Origin of the sequence: Streptomyces sp. SID5469 (assembly GCF_009862865.1) — a bacterium.
GTDB classification, from domain to species: domain Bacteria; phylum Actinomycetota; class Actinomycetes; order Streptomycetales; family Streptomycetaceae; genus Streptomyces; species Streptomyces avermitilis.
In genome coordinates this window covers 5,090,859-5,114,434 of sequence record NZ_WWIN01000001.1, presented here as the reverse complement: position 1 = coordinate 5,114,434, position 23,576 = coordinate 5,090,859, and the positions used below count along the sequence as shown (strand labels likewise).

Sequence of the window (23,576 nt, the reverse complement as noted above, 5' to 3'; positions counted from 1 at the left end):
AGGAGTTGGCCCCTCGATGACGCTGGACATCCCTGAAGCGCCTCTACGGCGCACCCTGTCGGTTTGGATCGCGGCGGTAACGGCCTTGGTGATGGCCGCTGCCGTACTCGTACTGACACCGACGCGCGCACATGCCGCCACAGCTGTCCCTCTGGGCACGGCGGCCACTTTCGGAGTACTGGCTGGTTCGACGGTCACCAACACCGGCCCCTCGGTGATCCAGGGCAATGTCGGAGTGAGTCCGGGGTCGGCCATCGTGGGTTTCCCGCCCGGTCAGGTGCTGGCGCCCGGAGTCCTCCACCCCGGTGACGCCACGGCTCTCGGCGCCCAGAACGATCTGAGCATCGCGTACGGCCAGGCTGCCGGACAGACTCCACCGACCGCCACGTACCTCGACGATCCTCACGAGTTCGGTGGGCAGACGCTGACTCCGGGCCTCTACAAGGCGAACGTCTCCGCCGGGATCACCGACACACTCACCCTGGACGCCCTGGGCAATCCCAATGCCGTCTGGGTATTCCAGATCGGTTCGACGCTGACTACGGCGTCAGCGAGCCATGTGTCCCTCATCAATGGCGCCTCGCCGTGCAATGTGTACTGGCAGATCGGCAGCTCGGCCACTCTCGGTACCAATTCCTCGTTCGTGGGCAACATCCTGGCCCAGGCCTCGATCACAGCCACCACGAACGCGGTCATCAACGGCCGGCTGCTGGCCCGTACCGGCGCCGTGACGCTGGACACCAACACGATCTTCCAGGGTGGGTGCGCAGCTGGGACCGGTGGGACCACGGGTGGGACCACCGGTGGCACCGTCACGGGCGGCGCGACGACCGGCGCGATCGGCGGAGTGATCGGCGGCGTCATCGGCGGTGTCGTCGCGGGGACTACGACGGGCGGCGTTTCCACGAGCGGCGGTACCACGGGTGCCACCAGTGGTGGCACCAACGGCGGCGTCAACGGCGGTGTGATCGGCGGCGGCAACGGCGGCGTGATCGGCGGCGGCAACGGCGGCGGTAACGGTGGCGTGATCGGCGGCGGCAACGGTGGCGTGATCGGCGGCGGTAACGGTGGCGGCAACGGCGGACCCGGACACCACCACCCCGGCGGACAGCCGGGCAGGCCCGGTGATCACGACCATGGCGGGCAGCCCGGTGAGCACCACGGCCACGATCACGGCGGGCAGCCTGGCGAGCACCACGGCCACGAGCACGGCGGCAAGCCCGGCGCCGGCGAGCACCACGGCCACGGCGAGCACAGCGGCAAGCCCGGCAAGCACGACAGCTATGGCGGCGCCCGTAGCTGAGCCACAGGTGCGTCCCTCCGGCAGGCCCAGTGCTCGGGAGCAGCCGTCCGCATGAGCGGGAGGGACGGGCGGCGCGCGGCGGATCGTTGTCGATCCCGCCGCGCGCCGCTGACCAAAGCCCAGGAGAGACAGTGAGGGGAGCCGGGATGGAAAGGCCGGGTGGGGCCGTGCTGGGTGGTGTCGCGGCACCGGATGCGGATGCGGACGAATCGGAGCTGCCCGGGGCCGGGCCGACGGCGCCGCGGGAGGGCCGGAGATCCGTTGCGCTTCCAGGGGCTTCACAGCCCGGGTCGGCCCTCCTGCGAGCGGGGACGACGGCTGCCGTGGCCCTGTGTCTGACGACGGTCCTGGTCCATGTGCTGCTGGTGTTTCTGCACGTGGCGCCCCCGAACCCGCTCTCCCAGCAGTACAGCCGGCAGATCAACGCATGGGTCTTCCCCCTGTTCGAGCAGAACTGGCGACTCTTCGCCCCGGACCCGGAGTCGGTCAACCGCCAGATCGTGGCCAGGACCATGCACACCGCCCCGGACGGCAGCGTGCGGGTGAGCGACTGGTCCGATCTGACCGCCGTCGACGACGCCGCGGTGCGGCACAACCCCTTTCCGAGTCACACGGCGCAGAACATGCTGCGGCGGGCCTGGAGTTGCTACCTCGAAACCCACGGTTCCGACGACCTGCCGCGCACGCAGCGGGCGCTGATGACGCAGCGGTACCTGGCCAACATCGCGGCGGACCGCGTGGCCGCCCATCGTGGCGGGACCTTCGAGTCCATCCAACTACGAGTGGTCACTCTGCCCGTCGCCGCGCCCGCCGCCGCAGACGGCACCCGACCGGCCACGGTCGCGCCGAAGCCTGTCGACACGCGGTATCTGCCCTGGTGGAAGGTGGAATCCCATGGAAACTGAGCGGGTACCCGCACCGCGCCCCCGTGCCATCGAGACCGGCTCCGAGGGATTGGAGGCAGGCGCGCCGCACCGGGTACCCGGCCGGATCGGGGTGTTCCTCGGTGAGCTGACCGAGCGGCCGGTCTCCCTGTACGCCGCGGCGGTCCTGCGCATCGGATACGGACTTCTCTATCTGGCCTTCCTGCTGCGCGAGTTTCCGCACCGCGACGAGATCTGGGGCCCCGGCTCACCGTGGACGCCCGAGCTGGCGAGGCAGCTGTTCGACCAGACGGGGTGGGTCAGCATCCTCACCCTGTCCGACGGCCGGGCGTACTTCGAGGCCTGCTACGCGCTGGCCCTGGTCACGTGCGCACTGTTCCTGCTGGGCTGGCGGACCAGAGCGGTGTCCGTGCTGTTCGCGGTCGTGGTCGCGTCGTTCCACGCCAGGGCGATCTTCATGACGGACGGAGGGGACAACCTCGTCCTCCTCATGGCCGTGTACCTCGTCTTCACCGCCTGCGGCCGACGCTGGTCCCTGGATGCCCGCAGAACCCGGCTCAGGGCAGGTGCGAGCCCTGCCGCGAGCCCCCCGGCGCGGCAAGAAGCCGACGGGTTCCGGCGGCAACTCGGCGCCTCCCGCCGGACCCTGACGGCCGTGCTGCACAACTGCGGGATGTTCGTCATCGCGGCCCAGGTCTGTTTCCTCTACGGGTCCGCCGGCCTTTACAAGGTGCAGGGTGGTTCCTGGGGCAACGGGACCGCTCTCCACTACGTCCTGAACCTCGACCTGTTCCGCCCCTGGCCCGAGCTCTCCCTCCTGACGGACGAGCACGACGTGCTGATGGCCATCGCCTGCTACCTGACGGTGCTGCTCCAGGTCGCCTTTCCGTTCGTTCTGTTCGGAAGGCTCAAGTACCCGGTACTGACCGTGCTGTTGGGTATGCACCTGGGGATCGCGGTACTGCTGGGACTGCCCCTCTTCTCGGGCGCGATGATCGTCGCGGACGCCGTGTTCCTGCCGGACCGCTGCTACCTCCTATTGGGGCGGCTGTGGCGACGCGCCGGCCGGCGGACGGGCAGCACGGAGGCAGGTGCCCCGGCCCGCGGAGAATCCGCGTTCCTGCCGCCGCAGTCCGCGGTGTCGAGCCCGCGCACCGCAGCCGCTCCGGTAAGGGGACGGCGCGCCTGACCGGCCGGCGTCGGCCGACCGCGCTTCGGGGTGCGTCGCAGTGCTTCGGGGTGCGCCGCAGCGACAACAGCCACCACGGCCACCGCGCAGTGCTCCGGGGTGCGCCGAAGCGACCGCGGCCACCGCGCGTACGCGGTCAGTGGGCGCCTGAGTGTTCGGGCGTGGCCCGAGGCGTCCGTGGGGCGGTGCGCCGGGCGACGACAGCGAGTGCGGCGACCGACGCGGCGACGAGCAGCGGGTGCCCGACCAGCCACGTCTGGATGCCCTCGAACGGGTCGGCGGAGGTCAGCGTCGCGCGCTCCAGCATCCAGGACACCGAGAACAGCAGGCCGACGAGGGCCACCCCGATGCGGAACGCGGGATAGACGGACGTACGGGCCAGAACGAGCAACGACGGCATCATCAGCGCGACGACGAGCAGTTGCGTCAGCTCGATGCCCAGGTTGAAGCCCAGCAGCGTGGTCACGAGCGACCCTCGGCCGAGGCCGAGGTCGCCGATCAGCGAGGCGAACGCCAGCCCGTGCACCAGCCCGAAGCCACTGGCGATGAACACCTCGCCGCGGGCCACCAGCGGCCGGAGCGCATGGACCGCGGACACCGCGATCGAGAAGGCGATCAGCGTCTCGACCGGCCGGGCCGGCACGTCGATCACTCCGGCGGCCGCCAGCGCCAGGGTGAGTGAGTGGCCCACGGCGAACGCGGTGACGACGTGGACCACGCGGACGATGCCGCGCCGCGCCGACGGAGCGGCGGCGTGCCACCGGCCCCCGGTCGCCACCAGCGGGGCCGGGATGAGCAGCATGAGCAGGAACAGCAGATGGTCGGCGCCCTCGCCGATGTGCTCGATGCCGAGACCGGCGGTGGTGGCGAACCCCCGCGTCCACGAGCCCTCGCCCGCGGGGACCTTCAGACTCCTGGTGTCCCAGTCGAAGACTCCGAGGGTGCTGGCGTCGTCGGCCTTCAGGATGCCGCGGTCGAAGTCGTACCGGACGGTGACGATGACCCGGTGGGTGAGCAGTTCCTCGACGACGACGTCGTAACGCAGGTCGAAGTCGGTGACGTGGCCGTCGGGCGGCCGGATCGTGAGCGGGTGGACGAGGTGCGCAGCCCCGTCGATCGTCCGGACCGACGCCGTGCCGAGCGTGACGGCCCAGGGCGTGCCGTTCTCACCGACGGCGCTGATGTGCCGGGCGACGTAGCGCTTCAGGAACGCCCGGTCGGCGGCGAGGACGCTGTCCCGGGTGAGGTCGCGGTGCACGGCGATGGCCAGACGGTCGATGGGCAGCTGCACCTCTCCCTCGACCCGGTCGTCGCCGATGTCGAGGAGAACGGCCGAGGTACTCATCGGGTGGGCGCCGGCCGGCGACGCGAGGCCGCCGACCAGCATCAGTGCCGCGAGCAGGAGTGCGGGCAGGAAGCGGCGCATGGTGTTGTCCCTTGTCCCTTGTCCCTGTTCTCCTGATCTCCCTGTCGTGTCTCGTTCCGGTCATTCCCAGCCGTAGTCGGCGGTCTCGTCCCGGAAGATCGTGTGCTGGTGGATCCCGTCGGTCGAGGCGCCGGGCTGGTTGGAGAACTCGATCCAGGCGGACGGTCCGTCGAGACGGACGTACGTCTGGTTGTTGTCGAGCGTCGTCCCGCCGCTCCAGCCGATGTACGTCTTGTCGTACTCGGAGACGTACTTGGCGATGAGCCGCTTGGCCGCCTTCTCGTCCAGGTCGTCGACCCAGGCCTTCAGCATCGCGGTGACCTCGGCCCGCTGCTTCTTGGTGAGGCTGCTGACGAGGACGCCCTCGGGCTGCTGCGGGAAGGGGCCGTCATGGCCGGGACCCAGGTACAGGTCGTCGAAGCTTCCGTCGATCTCGGCCGCGGTCAGCTCGTCGGCGGTGAGTGACTGGATGGCCCCGATGGTGGAGGTCCGCTTGTCCTCCAGCGGGGCGTAGTACAGGTCCTCCCAGTTGAACTCCATCGGCTCCACCGCGGTCAGGGTGGGCGAGATGCTCACGTTGTCGCCGGCGTAGGTGAGGTTGTAGGCCGCGTGGTGGCCGCCGTACTGGACCGTGAACTCACCTGTCCTGCTGGGCAGTCCGAAGAAGGAGATGTAGTACCACTCCGAGCCGAAGTTGGCGCCTCCGCCGCCGCCCGGGGGACGGCCGCCGCCTCCGGTCGGAGTGGCGGTCGGCGTGCCGGTGGGAGTGGCCGTGGGAGTGCTGGTCGGTGGGGTGGGCGTGCGGGGCGGCAGCGTGGCGAGGTAGTCGTCGGCCTTGCGGATCTCGACGAGCTCCTCGTACCCCTTCTTGCTGAGCGCGGCCTCCATGACCTTCAGGGCCGCGGCCTCCTGCTCGTCGGTGAGATCGCCGAACTTGAGGCCGTTGCGCGCCACGACGGGGGTCGGGAAGTTCGACCAGCCGGTCTTCTTGGCGGCGTCGTCGAAGTCGTAGAGGACGGTGTCCTTCTGCTCGTCGGAGAGCGTCGCGAGGAAGGCGTTCGCGGCGGCCACGACCTGGGCGGTGTTCGCCCCGCCGGCGCCGTGCCGGGCCGCGGAGGCCGGGATCCGAGCCTTGGCCGCCAGGGCCGACGTGGAGGACGCGGAGTTGAGGGCGGTGCAGCCGGTGGCGGCGAGGGCGACGCACGCGGCGGCGACTGAGGCACGGCGCGCGAGTCGGACGCTGACGGTCGACATGGGGGACTCCCGTGGGGGGCGCGGTCAGGGGCTCCCATGGTGGGTGAGTGGTCTCAGACCTCGGAGGGAGGAAGTCCGGAGTTGGGTAAGAGCTGCGGCGGGAGTGAGGTCGGGAAACGACCGTTGCTCCTGAGGCAGTGGGCCATCATGTGGACGTGGTGAATCGTGTCCTCGTCGTCGACGACGATCGTGCGGTCCGCGAATCCCTCGCGCGGGCACTGGAGTTGGAGGGGTACGACGTCGTCGCCGTCGCCGACGGGGTGCAGGCGCTGGCCCGGGCCCGTCGGGGCTCCTTCAGCGCCCTGGTGGTCGACGTGATGATGCCGTACGTCGACGGGGTGGGCGTGTGCCGTGTGCTGCGCGCCGACGGTGACCGCACCCCGGTGCTGATGCTCACCGCGCGGGCCGGGACCCGGGACCGCATCGCCGGCCTGGACGCCGGGGCCGACGACTATCTGCCCAAGCCGTTCGAGATACCCGAACTGCTCGCCCGATTACGGGCGTTGCTGCGCAGGGGCGATCTGACGCCGGACGTCGACGAGCCGGTGGCCCGGGCCGGTGACGTACTGCGGATCGCGTCGCTGCTGGTCGCCCCGGCCGCCCGGCGTGTGTGGTGGGCGGACGAGGAACTGCGGCTGTCGAGGACCGAGTTCGACCTGCTGGAGCTTTTGGTACGCAACGAGGGGATCGTGCTGGACCACGCGGCGGTCTACCGGCGGATCTGGGGCCACGACGTCGGCGTGGACGCCAAGAACCTCGCGAGCTACGTCGGCTATCTGCGGCGCAAGCTCGCCGACGCCGGCGCGCCCGACCTGATCCACACCGTGCGGGGCGTGGGCTACGCGGTGCGGCGGCCATGAGGCGCGGTTGTGGGGCGGTGGCTGTGAGGCGCGGTTGTCAGGCGGCGCGGTTGTGGGGCGGTGGCTGTGAGGCGCGGTTGTCAGGCGGCGCGGCTGTGAGGCGGTGGCCATGAGTCTGCGCTCGCGGCTCGCGCTCTCCTTTGCCGCTGTCGGCGCCGTGGTGGCGGTACTGGTCGGGATGCTGAGCTACCGCGCCGCCTCCGACCGCGTCACCGCGGAGATCGACCGGACGCTGCGGTCGGTCACGGTCGCCCTGGCCCGTGACCAGGACCGGGCGCTGGCCCTCTCCGACGAGGTCACCCAGGGTCCGGACCTCTTCCCCGGGCCGGACCGGCCCGGACCGGGGGACGAAGCGGAGTGGCAGGTGACCGTGCAGGCCGTGGCGCCCGACGGCACGCCCACCCATCTCGGCGGCCCGCCCGTGGCGCTGCCGGTGTCCGACGCCGCGCGCGCCCTGGCCGCCTCCGGTGAACCCGGGGAGTCGCGTACCACCGAGGTCGTCGTCGATCGCGCCACGCACCGCCAGCTGACCACCGCGCTGGGCCGTGACCGCGGGGCTCTCCAGGTGGCGGTCCAGGTCGATCAGACGCACTACGTACTGGGCGGCATGGCCAGGGAGATCGCCGGAGCCGGCCTCGTGGTCATGCTCGCCGCGGCGGGGGCGGGATGGCTGCTCGCGCGGCGCATCACCCGGCGCCTGGTGCGGCTGGCCGGGGTCGCCGAAGAGGTCAGCGTCGACGGCCGCGTCGACGGTGCGGCCCTGGTGGACGGCAGACGCGACGAAGTCGGGCGGCTCTCGGCGTCGTTCGGCAGGATGCTCACCCGGCTCGCCGTCGCCCGTGAGGCCCAGGAGCGGCTGGTCCAGGACGTCGCCCACGAGCTGCGGACCCCGCTGACCAGCCTGCGCACCAATGCCACCGTCCTGCGCCGGATCACGGAGCTCTCCCCGGACGCCCGCGACCGGCTCCTCCACGACGTCGAGGGTGAGACGCGCGAGCTCAGCCACCTCGTCGACTCCCTCGTCGAGCTGGCCCTCGCCCGCAGCCGCGAGGAGCCCGAAGGGCCCGTGGAACTGGCCGAGGTGGCCCGCCGCGCCGCCCGCCGCGTGCACCGGCGCACCCGCCGTCTGTTCCATATCGACGCCGACGACACCGTGGTCCACGGCCGCCCCGAGGCGCTCGAACGCGCGGTGGGCAATCTGCTGGAGAACGCCGCCAAGTTCGACCGTGACGGCCTCGACCCCATCGAGGTGCGCATCCACCGAGGCACGGTCACCGTCTCCGACCGGGGGCCGGGCATCGGCGCCACCGACGCGGAGCGCGTGTTCGACCGGTTCCACCGGGCCGACACCGCCCGTGGCCTGCCCGGGTCCGGGCTCGGCCTGGCCATCGTCCGCGACGTCGCCGAGGCCCACGGCGGCACCGCCTTCGCGCGCCCACGCCCCGGCGGCGGGGCGGCGGTCGGCTTCACCGCGCACAGCTCGCGGCTCTTGCCACGGTCCGCTCCGGAGCGCGCGGGCGGTCCGGAGCGCGTCGCCGGTCCGGAGCAGGCGGCTGATCCGGAGCAGGCGGCCGATCCGGACCATCTCGTCGGCCCGGATCATGTCGTCGACCCGGACCATCTCGTCGAACCGGGCCATGTCGTCGAACCGGACCGCGGCGCGGGCTCGTCTCGACCGCGAGCGACGCCGGACACGTGACCCACCGCCCCGCGACTTCGGCCACTCCCAACAAATGAACGAATGAGGGATCTGTCGGCGCGCGCCGACAGATCCCTCACGTGCATGTGCTGCGGTGTGGGCCGTCGCCCGTCCTCGTGACCGTGCGGGCCCGGGCCTACGCGGGCGCGGGCGCCGGTGTGCCGAGCAGTGCCGACGCGCTCTGGAGCGGAGTCAGGACACGGGCGGGCGCGGGCTCGGCGAGGTCGTGGCAGGTGAAGCCGAGGCGGGTCATGGCCCGGACGACTTCTTGGGCGCTGAAGTCACGGCGGTCCTGCCGGGTGACGACCTCGCCCACTTGCTTGACGGGAAAGTGGCGGCGGCCGATCTGCACGGACTCACCCACGATGGGCTCGGGCTTGACGCCCTTCATCGAGGCCACCACCCCGCTCTTGGAGAGGTCGAACGGGAAACGGGCGATGACACAGCGCATGATGCCTCACAGGTAGCGGAAGAGCGGCGGCTCGGGGTACGTCGATCAGCGGGAGAACTCGAGAACGCCCGAGGCGTCGCCGAGGATGTCCCCAAGACGGACCTGATCGGTGTAGGAGGGGCTGTCGCGTACGACGGTGAGCTGGGCCCGGGTGATCAGGCCCGTGCACTGGCCGTCCTCGTCGCAGAGGAACAAGTGTTCGGCCCGGGCGCTGGCCATGACGGACAAGGCCACCTCGACGGTCATGGCGGCCCAGACCTGCGGCCCGGCCGTGTCCATGACGTCGACCACGGCCGTGGGAGTTGCATCCACCGAGCGCTGCTGCATCTGAACCAGTGTCAAAAGGTGCCTCCTGAGGAGATGGACGATCCGCCCGGTCACGAAGGGGGTGACCCTGCGGCGAAAGTGGCGTCATCGCTGCATTCGCGACAGGCGCCACTTTCGCCACAGGACCTAGGCCGCCGCGCTGACGGTGGTCTGCCGCTGGGACGAACCGCGTGCCGCCTGGCCGTTGCGCCGGTTCTGCGCCGTGCGGCTGCGGCGCCCGCGAGACGAAGAGGCGCTGCGCCGGGGGCGTTCCACGACCGGCACGCTGATGGTGACCGGGACACCCGAGGGGGCCTGGGCGCCCGTGATGCGGTTCAGCTCCGCGTCACCGGAACGTACTTGGGTGGTCTGCGGGACGATGCCGGCGACCGTCATCAGCCTGCTCATGTCGCGGCGCTGGTGGGGCGTCACCAGCGTGACGACGCTGCCGGACTGGCCGGCGCGGGCGGTGCGGCCGCCGCGGTGCAGGTAGTCCTTGTGGTCGCTCGGCGGGTCGACGTTGACGACGAGGTCGAGGTTGTCGACGTGGATGCCGCGCGCCGCGACATTGGTTGCCACCAGCACCGTCACATGACCCGTCTTGAACTGGCTCAGGGTCCGGTTGCGTTGCGGCTGGGACTTGCCGCCGTGCAGGGCCGCGGCGCGCACCCCGCTGCTCAGCAGATGCTCGGTCAGCCGGTCGACGGCGTGCTTGGTGTCCAGGAACATGATCACCCGGCCGTCGCGGGCCGCGATCTCGGTGGTCGCCTGGTGCTTGTCGGCGCCGTGCACATGGAGCACGTGGTGCTCCATCGTGGTGACCGCACCCGCGGACGGGTCGACGGAGTGAACCACCGGGTCGGTCAGATAGCGGCGGACCAGCAGGTCGACGTTGCGGTCCAGGGTGGCCGAGAACAGCATCCGCTGGCCCTCGGGGCGTACTTGGTCGAGCAGGGCGGTCACCTGCGGCATGAAGCCCATGTCCGCCATCTGGTCGGCCTCGTCGAGGACGGTGATGCCGACCTGGTCGAGCCGGCAGTCGCCACGGTCGATGAGGTCCTTGAGCCGGCCGGGAGTCGCCACGACGACCTCGGCACCGGCGCGCAGCGCACCGGACTGCCTGCCGATCGACATGCCGCCGACCACCGTGGTCAGCCGCAGCTTCACGGAGCGGGCGTACGGCGCGAGCGCGTCGGTGACCTGCTGGGCCAGTTCGCGGGTGGGTACGAGGACCAGCGCCAGCGGCTGCCGGGGCTCCGCGCGCTGACCGGCCGTACGGGCCAGCAGGGCGAGGCCGAAGGCGAGGGTCTTGCCGGACCCGGTGCGGCCGCGGCCGAGGACGTCCCGGCCCGCGAGGGAGTTCGGCAGGGTCGCCGCCTGAATCGGGAACGGGGTGGTCACGCCCTCGGAGCTGAGCGCGGCCAGCAGCTGCGACGGCATGGCGAGATCAGCGAACTTCTCGGCGGCGGGGAGCGCGGGGGTGGTCGTCACCGGCAGCGCGAACTCGCCCTGCGGCGCGGACGGCCGACGGCCGTGCCCACCCGAGCGGCTCGGCGAGCCGGACTTCGCGGCGCCGAAGCGGCTGCCGCCCCGTGCGGCGCCGGAGCTTTTGGTGCGGGTGCGGTCGAAGCGGTCGTTCGTGCGTGTGCGGTTCATGCGGAACCTTCCTTGATGCGGCACGTATCAAGGAATTCCCGAGGAAAACGAACATCGCGGGGAATCGCAAGAACGAGCCAAATCGACTAAGAATGCGGATCGGACCGGAAGAAAATGTTCGGGTCGCGTCGCTGAAATGAATGGTGGGCCCCGGACAGAAATGCGTGGGGCATCCACATCGAAATATCCGGCGGGTTTGCACCCGGAATCCGGGGCGGAGCGTCCGCGTGCGGTGTGACTGCGTGCGGTGTGACTGCGTGCGGTGCGACTGCGGAGCGCTCGCGCCGACGCCGCCGGTGAGGCCCGGTCTCCACGGTGTGGCGACCGGTGAGGGCCGGTCTCCGTGGTGTGGCGCGGGGGTGTCCGAGAATGCAACGAGCTGGGGCCCGCACCCCAAGGTGCGGGCCCCAGCTACGAAGTACGCGTCAGCGTCAGGCGGGAACGATGTTCTCGGCCGTCGGGCCCTTCTGGCCCTGCGCGATGTCGAAGTTCACCTTCTGGCCTTCCTGGAGCTCGCGGAAGCCCTGGGCGGCGATGTTCGAGTAGTGGGCGAAGACGTCCGGGCCGCCGCCGTCCTGCTCGATGAAGCCGAAACCCTTTTCCGCGTTGAACCACTTCACGGTGCCAGTAGCCATGTTGAATCTCCTTCGGGGCATTTCCCGGAGTTCGCACTGTGCGGACTCCGCGTCACTGCGATGATTGCCCCACCCGGAGAATGACCGGAAATACAGAAGTGCTCTCCTCGGCCCGGAAGGCCGATGAGGACACTTGAAGTTTTTGGGAACCACAACTGCAACTGAGATCGACAGTAGCACGGCACGGTCGGTTGTGTGTGGCAGATATTTTCCCTCCGCCTGTCGCGTAAGAAATTCTCACAGCGCGTTGCGTCGATTTCTCTCACCGCGGCCACAGATATGGGTCGGCCGGGAACGCGGTGTTTCCGCAAAAAGGATGAGCGACGGCCGCGTCGCCGGCACGCCCTGCCCGTCACCGCCGGGGCCGGCGCGCCCCCTCTCCTGACGGCGGTTGTGCCGTGGCCGGTGCGCTCACCTCGTCCACGTCCACGTCGCTCGCCCGGACGTAGGCGAGCCGGTGGCCGAACTGGATCTCGTAGTACTCCTCCCGGCCCTTCACCACCAGGTCCGGTGTGTCGCTGAAGGACGACCTGTCGATGTAGGAACCGACGTCGCGGGACTGTGTCACGTACCGCTGGCCCGCGAGGAGGCTGTACGGAAGCGGCGACTCGGGCTGCTCCGGCACCCCCTCCGGGTAGGCGTCCTCCTCCGGGAGGGCCCGCCCGTACACCGGGATCTCGCTCAGGCCGTCCTTCGGAGTCACCGTCCGGCCGCTCGCACCGACGGCCGTCGGATGTTCCTTCGGGTTCCTGAACCACGCTTTGCGGCCCAGGTACCAGATCGCCGTCCAGTCGCCGCCGCGCCCGGCGACCGCGTAGGTCTGGCCGGCGGAGGCCCGCGACCCCAGGTCGTTGACGTCCTCCGTGGAGTCGTCGCCGTCCGGGCGCCGGCCCGGGTCCTGGATCAGCGGGGCGTCCTCGTCCGGCTCGGTGTGGAGGCGGACGGCGCTGGAGCCGTGCTGCGCACACGGTTCACCGCTCTTGCCGCACCCCGTGAACAGCGGCTTGTGGGTGGCGAAGTCCGGCAGCACCGTCACCACGTCGCTGTCCGGTCCGGCCGTGGCACGCAGGGGCGCGCCGAGGAGGTCGAAGTAGTGCCGCCAGTCCCAGAAGGGGCCGGGGTCGTCGTGCATGTCGGGGATGCTCGAGGCGGTCGGGGCCGGCACATTGTCGTGGCCGAAGATGTGCTGCCGGTCGAGCGGGATGCCGTACTTCTTCGCCAGGTAACGCACCAGGCGGGCCGAGGACCGGTACATCTGCTCCGAGTACCAGGCGTCGGGCTGCGTGAGGAATCCCTCGTGCTCGATGCCGATCGAGCGGGCGTTCACGAACTGGTTCCCGGAGTGCCAGGCCACGTCCTTGGTCCTGACGTGCTGGGTGATGTGCCCGTCACTGGAGCGGATCGAGTAGTGCCACGACGCCTCCGTCGGATACTGCACGGTCCTGAGCATGGACGGCAGGATCGCCTCGGTGTCATGGATGACGATGTACTCGATCTTCTGGTCCCTGGGCCGGTCGGCCAGGTCGTGATTGCCGTACTGGCCGTCGTCCATCTCGACGTACGGCGCGCTGAGCCAGTCGCAGGACAGCTCCGCGGGGCACTCGACCTCCTTCGGCCGCTGTGCGCCCTGCGGGCGCGGGGTGTGGGGGCGCACGCCCGGGCTGGCGGGGAGGGTGAGGTGCTGTCCCTCGACGGTGGTGCGGTTCGCGCCCCGGCGGATCACCGAGAAGACGTCGTTCGCGTACGTCGCCGCCGCCGCGGTGTCGCCCGTGCCCGAGAAGCGCGCCACCGCCTCCCACCAGTCCGCCGGGTCGGCGCTGAGCGGCTTGCCGAGCTGTCGTTGCGTCGCCGCCAGGAGCGCCGCGCCTCCGCGCACGTTGGCGGCGGCGTCCGTCCGCAACTGCCCCGCCGGGGCCCCGATCAGGCGGGCGGCCCGTCGCAGGTCCGCCGCCGGCTGCGCGGAGGGGCTGCCCGAGGAGGTCGCCCCCTGCGCGGCCGACGGCCCCGCCGCCACCGCGGGTGGCTGGGCACTCCCGCGCCGCGGCGCCGACGGGGACGGGGTCCGGTCCTGGTGGGTGTCCACCAGGTGCATCGGCCCGTAGCCGCCGACGACGCTCGGGGCGCCCGGCCGGGAGTCCCATCTCGACTGAAGGTAGGACACGCCCATGAGCACGCTCAACGGCACGTGGTAGTCGTCCGCGGCGTCGGTGAAGTCGTTCTGCAGGTGCCGGTCGGGCGTCGTGCCGCCGACGCAGGCCGACGGGCCGGCCAGCAGCGGCACCAGGAGCGCCGCCGAAGCGGTCACGCGGACGGTCCGGCGGCGCCTGCGGACGGCACCGGCGACACGGGGGGCGAGACGTCTTCTCATCAAAAGGGTCTCCAACCAGGTTCGTCGCGACCAGGACAACGGAGTTGCCCTTTGCACCACCCCTTGTACGTTTCCGTGCCCGACACGCGCTGTCGCGCCAAGGGTCACCGGCGTGGACCAGCGGCCCGGCACAGGCCACCCGGTCGGCGGCAGTACGAGCCCTGGCGGCCCGGTCGGCGGCAGTACGAGCCCTGCGGCCCGGTCGGCGGCAGCACGGCCCCTCCGGCGGGGAGAGGCCGGCGCGAGTTTCCGTCCCGCGCGACGCGCCGCGGTCCGGCACCGGCGGTGTGACGGTCAGGGACGGTCAGTCCTGGACCGGGTCCACCTGCCAGTCGGGGTGCCCCGGCATGGGCGGGGTGTGCGCCCCGTACAGCCACGGGGTCAGGAACGCGTTCAGGTCCTCGCCGGCGACCTCGGACGCGAGCGCGACGAAATCCCGCGTGCCGACGGCCCGGCCCCGGTACTTCGTCACCCAGGCCCGCTCGATCCTGTCGAAGGTCTCCTCACCGACCTTCTCCCTCAGGGCGTAGAGCACCAGCGCCGAGCCGTCGTACCGCATCTGCTTGAACAGGGCCGGCTCGGCGCTGGGTTCGGCGGGTGCCCCGTCGTCGTGACGCCACTGGTCGTGCTGCTCGTACGCCGCCCGCATCGCCCCCTCGAAGCTGTCACCGCCGTGCGTGTCGGAGTAGAGACGCTCGTAGAAGCTGGCGTGCCCCTCGCTCAGCCACAGGTCGGACCACCGCCGGATGGCTACGCTGTCGCCGGTCCAGTGGTGGGTCAGCTCGTGCACCAGGTTGCGCTCGGCGCCGACCCGGGCACCCAGCAGGTCGGCCCTCGGCACGAGGGACAGCGACTGCGTCTCCAGCGCCACCGGCAGGTCGGTGTCCCCGACCAGCACGCCGTAGCGGCTGAACGGGTACGGGCCGAGCCGCCGTTCCAGCCAGGCCAGGTGCCCGGGGGTGAGCGAACGGTACGCCTCGGTGTCGGTGACCAGGCCGTCCGGGACCACGTCCCGGACCGGCAGCCCGTGCGGACCGGTGCTTTCGGCGAACGCGAACTTCCCGATCGCCACCTGGACCAGCTGCGCCGCGAGCGGCTGCTCGGAGTCGTACGTCCAGCGGACCCGTCCGTCGGGTCGCCGGACGCGCTCGACGAGCCGGCCGTTGGCCACCGCGCTGAGGTCCGCCGGGGTGGTGATGCGGAAGGTGACCGGCGCCCGCAGGCTCGGGTGGTCGTTCGCCGGGAAGATCATCTTGGCGCCGTTGGGCTGTGGATAGAGCACGGTGCCGTCGGGCGTGGGCACCCATCCGTAGTGTGCGATCGCGTCGCTGCGGTGCCGTCGCTGCGTCGGGTCGGCGGTATAGGCGACCCGCACGGTGAAAGCGCTCCCGTGGGGGATCGGCTTCGCGGGAGTGACGACGAGCTCGTCACCGTCGCGTACGGCGGTCGCCGGCGCGCCGTCGACGGTGACCGTGTGCAGCGTGTTGCCCGCGAAGTCGAGGTCGAAGCGGGACAGGGCCTGGGTGGCGGTGGCGCTGATGGTGGTGGCGGCCTCGAAGGGCGTCCTCGGTGTCCGCCAGTCGAAGGCGAGCGTGTAGTGGCCGACCGTGTAGCCGCCGTTGCCGTCGAGCGGCAGGAGCGGGTCGCCGATGCCCGGCGCGCCGGGGGACGGGGCCGCGCCGGACGAGGCGGCGGAGGCGCCCGGGGCGTGGGTGCCGGGGTGGGCCGGGGAGCGGTGGCCCCCGTAGGGGAGGGCGCCGACGAGGACGGCGGCACCGGTGATCCCGACGGCACCGGCGAGGGCGAGACCGAGAGCGAGAGCCGTGCGGCGGGTACGGCGGCCACGGCGGGGGCGCCCCCGCCCGGCCGATTCCCGCGGGGACCGCGTGAACGACGCCTTCACCGGAGGAACCGGCGGGCAGCAAGGGTCTTCATGGCCGCACTATGCCAGTAAGACATTCATATGGTGATCTATGTCCCCGTATGACCCGCTCGGATGGGCTATAAGCCGCTGCCCCCTCCCGCGAGCGCACTGCCCTGGCTCACGGGCTCACGGGCTCACGGGCTCACCGGCTCACAGGCTCACGGGCTCACCGGCTCACATGGCGGGATCACCGAACTGCTCGAGGAGAACGTCGATGGGTGTGTGGGCGGGAGCGGCGGACGCGCTGTCGTGCAGGGTCTGTTCCGCCCAGATGACCTTGCCGTAGGGCGTGTACCGCGTTCCCCATCGCTCCGCGAACTGCGCTACGAGGAACAGCCCCCGCCCGCCTTCGTCCGTGGTCGCCGCCCGCCGCAGGCGTGGCGAGGTGCTGCTGGCGTCCGACACCTCGCAGCTCAGACAGCGCCCGTACAGCAGTCTTACGGTGACCGGCGGAGATCCGTACCGAATCGCGTTCGTGACCAGCTCGCTGAGGATCAGTTCCGTGGTGAATTCGGACTCCTCCAGCCCCCACTCCCGCAGTTTCTCCCTGCACCGTGCCCGCACCGAGGGCACCACCGCCGGGTCCGACGGCACGTCCCATTCGGCCACGTGTGAGGGTGGGAACAGCCGAGTACGCGCCACCAGCAGTGCGATGTCGTCGGAGGGGTGCGTCGGCTTCAGGGCGTCGATCACCGCCTGGCACGTCTCCCCCGGAGTACGCTCCCCGGCTCCCTTCAACGCCAGGCGCAGCCCGTCCAGCCCGACATCGGGGTCGCGGGTGCGGTCCCTCACCAGGCCGTCGGTGTACAGCACCAGTTGTGAGCCTTCCGGCAGGTGCAGCTCCGCGGTTTCGAAGGGGTGGCTGCCCAGTCCGAGCGGGGCCGAGGCCGGCACATCGGGGCAGGTGACGGTCCCGTCCGGGCGCACGACGATCGGGTCGGGGTGTCCCGCACGGGCCACCGTGCACGCCCCCGTCACCGGCTCGTAGATCGCGTACAGACAGGTCGCTCCCGTCACCCCCTCTCCCTCGTGGGCCTGTGCGGCGTCGTCGGCGCTCTCCTCGTTGTCCATGCGTATGACCAGGTCGTCCAGGTTCCCGAGCACCTCGTCCACGGGGAGGTCCAGCGTGGAGAAGTTGTGCACCGCGGTGCGCAGCCGGCCCATCGTCGCCGCCGCGTGCAGCCCGTGACCGACGACGTCGCCCATCACCAGCGCCACTCGTCCGCCCGGCAGCGGGATGACGTCGAACCAGTCCCCGCCGACCCCCGCCTCCGCCGGCAGATACCGCCAGGCCACCTCCAGCGCGTCCTGCTCCGGCTGCCCCCGGGGGAGCAGACTGCGTTGCAGCGTCACCGCCATCGCGTGCTCCCGGGTGAACCGCCGGGCGTTGTCGATGGCCACCGCGGCCCGCGCGGCCAGCTCCTCCGCGAAGGACAGATCCTCCGGCTCGAACGCCGGGGAGTCCCCCGTCCGGTAGAAGTTCGCCACGCCCAACGACACGCTCCGCGCTCGCAGCGGCACGCTCACCAGCGAGTGCACCCCGCGTTCCAGGACGGCCCGGGCGCGCTCCGGATCCTGTTCCTGCCAGCCGCGCGCCTGCCGCAGGTCCGCCTCCAGCACGCCCTGCCCCTGGTTCAGCGCCAGCATCTGCGGGGTTTTCGGCGAGAACGTGATGACTTCGTCCAGCGGATACATCGGCATCATCTCGTGCTCGCCGCCGATCGCCGCGCGCCGCAGCCGCCGCCATCCCTCCGCCGTCGGCTCCCACCCCTGAAGCACCGAATCCAGCAGATCCACCGTGACGACCCCGGCGAACTGCGGCACCGCCACATCGGCCAGCTCCTGCGCCGTACACCTCACATCCAGCGTCGTCCCGATCCGCACCCCGGCCTCGTACAGCAGCTTCAGCCGCTCCCGCGCCACCTCGGCCCGCCCCGAGACCGTCGCCAGCTCCGTGGTGTCGCGCAATGTCACCACGCTGCCTCCCCGGCCCTCGTCCGGGAAGGTGGGCCGCTTGTTCACCGCCAGCAACCGGTCCTCGGCGAGAAGCACCTCGTCGGTGACCTCCTCCGGTGACGTGAGCAGGCGCGTGATCTGCTCCGGCAGACCCAGCTCCCGCACCAGGGACCCCCGCGCGTCCCCGGGCAGGCCCAGCAACCGCTTCGCCTCGTCGTTGGCCAGCACCAGCCGCCCGTCGGCGTCGATGATCAGCACGCCTTCCCGCACCGCGTGCAGGACCGCGTCGTGGTGCTCGTACATCCCCGCGAGCTCCGCCGGGGCCAGGCCGCGCGTCTGCCGCAGCAGCCGCCGGGACACCAGCGTCGTCCCGGCCCCGGCCAGCGCCACCGCGGCCGCGCCGGCGCCGAGAGCGATCGGCAACTGCGGCAGCCACAGCCTCGCCACGTTCTTGACCGTGATCCCGGCGGACACCAGTCCGACGACCGTGCCGCGCGCATCGGTCACCGGAACCACCGCCTGCACAGCCGTTCCCTCCCCGGTCGGCAGGGGCGGGCCGCCGGCCTGTTCGACGACGGTACGGCCGTGCAGCGCCGGTTCGATGGTGCCGACGAACTTCTTCCCGATCTCCTGCGGGTAGGGGTACGTGTAACGGATCCCCCGGGTGTTCATGACGACGACGAAATCCACGCCCGCCTTCTTCCGTGCCTCCTCGGCCCGCGGTTGCAGCACCGCGGTCGGGTGCGGGCCGCGCAGGGCCTCGACCATCCCGGGGGCACTCGCGAACGACTGCGCCGCGACGACCGAATCCCGCTGCGCCTGCTGCACGGCTTCACGCGCCGCCTCGAGCACCATGGCCGCCACCGCGGCCACGACCAGCAGCACCACGATCACGACCTGAAGAAGGAACACCTGCCCGGCCGTAGTGCGCGGGGTGAGCAGGAAAGCGCGACGATCACGCGAGCGTCCGGTGGGCGGAGGACGCAACGGGGTCCGATATCGCCCGAAAGGCACCTTCACGTACCCTTCATAACACTCTCTGCGCGAGGCCGAACCGACTTCGGCGGCAAGCCGGGACCCGGTGGGCGCCGCCCGCCTCAAGCCGACTGAAGGCCGACCGAAGAGCCGACCGACACGGAAACCGGGACGGACAACGAAGAAGGGCCCCGCTGCAAGCAGCGGGGCCCTTCGACATCGTGCCCGGTGAGGCACTGGCGGAGGATACGAGATTCGAACTCGTGAGGGGTTGCCCCCAACACGCTTTCCAAGCGTGCGCCCTAGGCCTCTAGGCGAATCCTCCGCCGCAAACAATACAAGACGTTGAGGAGTGCTCGCGAACTCGTTCCCCCCGCTCGGATCGGGTACTGTGAGCGCAGCCCCTCACGTGGCGCTATCTGACTGAACTCCCCCAGGGCCGGAAGTCAGCAAGGGTAGGTTGGCTCTGGCGGGTGCGTGGGGGGCGCTTGCGTTCCCGGAGGGGCGTGGGGGAGGCGAGCGGGGGCGAGCCGTTCGGGCGGTCCTGGTTGTCAGTGGGCGCCTATAACCTCGTATGTGTGTCGTCTCTCGCGCTGTACCGCCGCTATCGCCCGGAGTCGTTCGCCGAGGTCATCGGGCAGGAGCATGTCACCGACCCGCTGCAGCAGGCGCTGCGGAACAACCGGGTCAATCACGCGTACCTGTTCAGCGGTCCGCGCGGATGCGGGAAGACCACCAGCGCACGCATCCTGGCCAGGTGCCTGAACTGCGAGCAGGGGCCCACGCCCACCCCCTGCGGCGCATGCCAGTCCTGCCAGGACCTCGCGAGGAACGGGCCGGGATCGATCGACGTCATCGAGATCGACGCCGCTTCGCACGGTGGTGTGGACGACGCGCGTGACCTGCGGGAAAAGGCCTTCTTCGGACCGGCGGGCAGCCGGTACAAGATCTACATCATCGACGAGGCCCACATGGTCACGTCGGCCGGTTTCAACGCGCTCCTCAAGGTCGTCGAGGAGCCGCCGGAGCATCTGAAGTTCATCTTCGCGACCACCGAGCCCGAGAAGGTCATCGGAACCATCCGTTCGCGGACCCATCACTATCCCTTCCGGCTCGTGCCGCCCGGGACCCTTCGGGAGTACCTCGGCGACGTGTGCGGGCGGGAGAACATCCCCGTCGCGGACGGGGTGCTGCCGCTCGTGGTGCGCGCCGGCGGCGGTTCCGTACGTGACTCCATGTCCGTCATGGACCAGCTGCTCGCGGGAGCGGGCGCCGACGGTGTGACGTACGCCATGGCCACCTCGCTCCTCGGGTTCACGGACGGGTCGCTGCTCGACTCGGTGGTCGAGGCGTTCGCGTCGGGCGACGGAGCCGCGGCCTTCGAGGTCGTGGACCGGATCATCGAGGGGGGCAACGATCCGCGGCGGTTCGTCGCCGACCTGCTGGAGCGGCTGCGGGACCTGGTGATCCTGGCCGCCGTGCCCGACGCGGGCGAGAAGGGGCTCATCGACGCTCCCGCCGATGTCGTGGAGCGGATGCAGGCCCAGGCCGGGGTCTTCGGCGCCGCCGAACTCAGCCGGGCCGCCGACCTCGTCAATGAGGGGCTGACGGAGATGCGGGGCGCCACTTCGCCCCGGCTCCAGCTCGAACTCATCTGCGCGCGCGTGCTGCTGCCGGCGGCGTACGGCGACGACCGTTCGCTCATGGCCCGGCTGGACCGGCTGGAGCGCGGCGTCAACTTCTCCGGCGGGGGTGCGGGGCCGGCCATGGGGTACGTGCCCGGGCCCGGCGCGCACGGCGGGGCTTCGGTGCCTCAGATGTCTCAGCCGGCCCAGACGCCTCAGGTGCCGCAGATGCCTCAGATGTCCCAGGGGTCTTACGCCCAGCAGGCCCCCCAGGTGCCGCCGGGGGGCGGAGTCGATGCGGCTCGGGCCGCGGTGCGGGGCGGGCCCGGTGGGGCGGGCGGTCCTGCCGCCGGGCAGGGCGTACCGGGTGCGGAGGCCGCGTACGGGGATGTCGACGCCGGGGTGGCCGGCTCGGGCGCGGCTTCGGCGCCCGTCCAGGAGGCGCCCGCGGAGGCTGCGCCGCCCGCTTCCCAGCCGACCGCTGAGCAGCCCCAGCCCCAGCCACCGGCACAGCCACAACCTCATACCCAGCCGCAGGCTCCCGCCGCCGCGCCCGCGCCCGCACCGGGAGCCTGGCCCACCGCGAGCGCCGCGGGCAGCGGCCGGCGTCCGGGTGGCTGGCCGACGGCCACGCCCGCGGGCGGGGGACAGCCGCAGACTCCGGCCGCCGCTGCCTCTGCCGCTCCCCCCGCTTCCGGCCCTGCCCCGGCTTCCGCTCCGGCGCCCTCAGCCCCGGCGCCCGCTCCCGCCGCGGCCTACGCCCCGGCTGCCGGTGGGCCCGACCCCCGCATGCTCTGGCCGAACATCCTGGAGGCGGTGAAGAACCGGCGCCGCTTCACCTGGATCCTGCTCAGCCAGAACGCGCAGGTCACGGGTTTCGACGGCACGACGCTCCAGATCGGCTTCGTCAACGCGGGCGCGCGGGACAACTTCGCGAGCAGCGGCAGCGAGGACGTACTGCGGCAGGCGCTGGCCGAGCAGTTCAACGTGCAGTGGAAGATCGAGGCGGTCGTCGACCCGTCGGGCGGTTCGGCCCAAGCGGCGGGCGGGGGCTCCGGCCCCCGGGTTCGGCGGCGGCGGTGCCGGGTTCAACGCGGGCGGCGGCTCCGGCTTCGGCGGCGGGTACGGCGGAGCTCCGGCCGCCCCGCGCCCCGCGCCGCAGCAGTCCGCCCCACCGGCGCCGGGCCCCGCCGCGTCGGTGGCTCCGGCCCCGTCCGCCAGACAGACTGCGCCCGCCCCGGCATCCACACCACCGCCCGCTCCGCCACGGCACATCGCCCCCGAGGACGACATGGGGGAGGACGACGACCCCGACCTCGACGAGTCCGCCCTCTCGGGCCACGAACTGATCGTCCGGGAGCTCGGGGCGACGGTGATGGAGGAGTTCTCCCACGAGTAAGGGCGCCGGCAGCGGCCCGGCGAGGAGGGGTGTGGCTCGCGGCGTCGCGGATGTCCCACAGCCCCCGCCCGTTCCTCGCCCGACCCTTCGACTAGGACGAACGCACAAACCATCGCGCCGTCCCCCTTCGGCGGCCCCCACAAAAGCACCCGCCCCAGCCGGTTAGGCTGACCCCGTGAAGGTCCTTGTCATCGGTAGTGGCGCCCGCGAACACGCCCTGTGCCGTTCCCTGTCCCTCGACCCCGACGTCACCGCGCTGCACTGCGCCCCCGGCAACGCAGGTATCGCCGAGGTGGCCGAGCTGCACCCGGTCGACGCCCTGGACGGCGCGGCCGTGGCCGCGCTGGCCACCGAGCTCGGTGCCGATCTGGTCATCGTGGGCCCGGAGGCACCCCTCGTCGCCGGGGTCGCCGACGCCGTCCGCGCGGCCGGCATCCCGGTCTTCGGCCCCTCCAAGGAGGCAGCGCAGCTCGAGGGCTCCAAGGCCTTCGCCAAGGATGTGATGGCAGGAGCGGGCGTACCCACCGCGCGTTCGTACGTCTGCACGACGCCGGAAGAGGCCGAGGAGGCGCTCGACGCCTTCGGCGCCCCGTACGTCGTGAAGGACGACGGACTGGCCGCGGGCAAGGGCGTCGTCGTCACCAGCGACCTCGACGCCGCCAAGGCGCACGCGAGGGCCTGTGAGCGGGTGGTCATCGAGGAGTTCCTCGACGGCCCCGAGGTCTCGCTCTTCGCGATCACCGACGGCGTGACCGTCGTCCCGCTCCAGCCCGCCCAGGACTTCAAGCGGGCTCTGGACGGCGACGAGGGCCCGAACACCGGCGGCATGGGCGCGTACTCGCCCCTCCCGTGGGCCGACCCGAAACTCGTCGAGGAGGTTCTGCAGACGGTCCTGCAGCCGACCGTCGACGAGATGCGCCGCCGCGGCACCCCGTTTTCCGGTCTTCTTTACGCGGGTCTCGCGATCACTTCGCGCGGCGTACGCGTGATCGAGTTCAACGCCCGCTTCGGCGACCCCGAGACCCAGGTGGTCCTCGCCCGGCTGCGGACCCCGCTCGCGGGCGTGCTCCTGGCCGCGGCCGACGGCACCCTCGCGGACCTGCCGTCCCTGCGCTGGAGCGACGACTCGGCGGTCACCGTGGTCATCGCCTCCCACAACTACCCCGGCACCCCGCGCACCGGCGACCCGATCACCGGGCTCGACGAGGTCGCGGCCGAGGACGCCCCGCACGCGTACGTCCTGCACGCCGGGACGAAGCACGACGGCGACGCGGTCGTGAGCGCGGGCGGCCGGGTCCTCTCGGTCACCGCGACCGGCTCCGACCTCGTACAGGCGCGCGAGCGTGCCTACACGGCGGTGGACCGCATCGGCCTCGACGGCTCCCAGCACCGTACGGACATCGCCGCGAAGGCCGCCGTCGGAGCCTGATCCCCCTCCCGCCGACGACGAACGAAGATGAACCCCGCAGGCCCCGAAGGACGAACCCCGCAGGCCCCGAATCCGTCCAAGGATTCGGGGCCTGCGTCGTGGCGGAGCCGCTGTCGCGGCGGGTTTCCGGAACCGAGGCCTGATCATTGCCCTGCGTCATCCACCTTTCCCCAAAGCCATTCCATCGAGTGACCGATGGCCCATCCTGCTGACGAGGCCGAAGGGCCCAACTAGGGT

Annotated in this window: 14 protein-coding genes, 1 tRNA gene, 1 other RNA gene and 2 pseudogenes; 8 read left to right on the top strand and 10 right to left on the bottom strand. The window is 71.5% G+C overall.

Translation table 11 applies throughout. The features are described 5' to 3' along the window. Positions 1–16 precede the first annotated feature (16 nt). The 3 genes from GTY58_RS21780 to GTY58_RS21770 all read left to right on the top strand — a co-directional run bounded on the left by GTY58_RS21780 (position 17) and on the right by GTY58_RS21770 (position 3,376). A complete protein-coding gene (locus tag GTY58_RS21780; protein WP_010985592.1) occupies positions 17–1,303 on the top strand; it encodes an ice-binding family protein in 1,287 nt (428 codons plus the stop codon). A gap of 323 nt (positions 1,304–1,626) precedes the next feature. Further along, the gene (locus GTY58_RS21775; RefSeq protein ID WP_042493378.1) at positions 1,627–2,208 is read left to right on the top strand and encodes a DUF5819 family protein; all 582 of its coding nucleotides are present in this window, start codon (positions 1,627–1,629) and stop codon (positions 2,206–2,208) included. After that, positions 2,198–3,376, top strand: a complete 1,179-nt coding sequence (locus GTY58_RS21770; protein WP_237528852.1) for an HTTM domain-containing protein — start codon at positions 2,198–2,200, stop codon at positions 3,374–3,376. The genes GTY58_RS21775 and GTY58_RS21770 overlap by 11 nt, the downstream gene beginning before the upstream one ends. A 136-nt stretch (positions 3,377–3,512) precedes the next feature. Here GTY58_RS21770 and GTY58_RS21765 read toward each other — a convergent pair whose 3' ends face one another. After that, positions 3,513–4,802, bottom strand: a complete 1,290-nt coding sequence (locus tag GTY58_RS21765; RefSeq protein ID WP_010985589.1) for a HupE/UreJ family protein — start codon at positions 4,800–4,802, stop codon at positions 3,513–3,515. Positions 4,803–4,862: 60 nt separating this feature from the next. Continuing rightward, the gene (locus GTY58_RS21760; protein WP_010985588.1) at positions 4,863–6,056 is read right to left on the bottom strand and encodes a DUF3500 domain-containing protein; all 1,194 of its coding nucleotides are present in this window, start codon (positions 6,054–6,056) and stop codon (positions 4,863–4,865) included. A gap of 155 nt (positions 6,057–6,211) precedes the next feature. On the opposite strand from GTY58_RS21760, the gene GTY58_RS21755 reads away from it, so the two are divergent. Further along, positions 6,212–6,916 (top strand): response regulator transcription factor, encoded by a 705-nt coding sequence (locus GTY58_RS21755; protein WP_107083101.1) that lies wholly within the window; start codon positions 6,212–6,214, stop codon positions 6,914–6,916. 109 nt (positions 6,917–7,025) lie between these two features. Next, the gene (locus GTY58_RS21750) at positions 7,026–8,615 is read left to right on the top strand and encodes a HAMP domain-containing sensor histidine kinase (protein ID WP_037647631.1); all 1,590 of its coding nucleotides are present in this window, start codon (positions 7,026–7,028) and stop codon (positions 8,613–8,615) included. A gap of 136 nt (positions 8,616–8,751) precedes the next feature. Here the strand turns inward: GTY58_RS21750 and GTY58_RS21745 are convergent, their stop codons facing one another. The 8 genes and pseudogenes from GTY58_RS21745 to GTY58_RS21710 all read right to left on the bottom strand — a co-directional run bounded on the left by GTY58_RS21745 (position 8,752) and on the right by GTY58_RS21710 (position 19,211). Further along, entirely contained in the window at positions 8,752–9,066 is a 315-nt protein-coding gene (locus tag GTY58_RS21745) for an SCO5918 family protein (protein ID WP_010985585.1), read from the bottom strand. A 75-nt stretch (positions 9,067–9,141) separates the two neighbouring features. Beyond that, a pseudogene (locus tag GTY58_RS21740) lies at positions 9,142–9,408 on the bottom strand (CBS domain-containing protein); the annotation flags it as partial. 111 nt (positions 9,409–9,519) lie between these two features. Further along, the gene (locus tag GTY58_RS21735; RefSeq protein ID WP_010985583.1) at positions 9,520–11,028 is read right to left on the bottom strand and encodes a DEAD/DEAH box helicase; all 1,509 of its coding nucleotides are present in this window, start codon (positions 11,026–11,028) and stop codon (positions 9,520–9,522) included. A 431-nt stretch (positions 11,029–11,459) separates the two neighbouring features. Beyond that, a complete protein-coding gene (locus tag GTY58_RS21730; RefSeq protein ID WP_010985582.1) occupies positions 11,460–11,663 on the bottom strand; it encodes a cold-shock protein in 204 nt (67 codons plus the stop codon). Between the two features lie 352 nt (positions 11,664–12,015). Then, positions 12,016–14,031: an N-acetylmuramoyl-L-alanine amidase gene (locus GTY58_RS21725; RefSeq protein WP_010985581.1), complete on the bottom strand. Its 2,016-nt coding sequence runs from the start codon at positions 14,029–14,031 to the stop codon at positions 12,016–12,018. Between the two features lie 304 nt (positions 14,032–14,335). Further along, the gene (locus GTY58_RS21720) at positions 14,336–15,934 is read right to left on the bottom strand and encodes a M1 family metallopeptidase (protein WP_010985580.1); all 1,599 of its coding nucleotides are present in this window, start codon (positions 15,932–15,934) and stop codon (positions 14,336–14,338) included. A gap of 195 nt (positions 15,935–16,129) precedes the next feature. Then, a complete protein-coding gene (locus GTY58_RS21715) occupies positions 16,130–18,853 on the bottom strand; it encodes a SpoIIE family protein phosphatase/ATP-binding protein (RefSeq protein ID WP_037647804.1) in 2,724 nt (907 codons plus the stop codon). A gap of 270 nt (positions 18,854–19,123) precedes the next feature. Further along, positions 19,124–19,211, bottom strand: a tRNA-Ser gene (locus tag GTY58_RS21710). A 71-nt stretch (positions 19,212–19,282) separates the two neighbouring features. Between GTY58_RS21710 and ffs the strand changes: the two genes are divergently transcribed. From ffs to purD, 3 genes and pseudogenes are all read left to right on the top strand, one after another. Beyond that, positions 19,283–19,381, top strand: an RNA gene (gene ffs / locus GTY58_RS21705) — signal recognition particle sRNA small type. 83 nt (positions 19,382–19,464) lie between these two features. Continuing rightward, a pseudogene (locus GTY58_RS21700) lies at positions 19,465–21,910 on the top strand (DNA polymerase III subunit gamma and tau). 175 nt (positions 21,911–22,085) lie between these two features. Then, the gene (gene purD, locus GTY58_RS21695) at positions 22,086–23,339 is read left to right on the top strand and encodes a phosphoribosylamine--glycine ligase (RefSeq protein ID WP_010985577.1); all 1,254 of its coding nucleotides are present in this window, start codon (positions 22,086–22,088) and stop codon (positions 23,337–23,339) included. Positions 23,340–23,576: the final 237 nt, after the last annotated feature.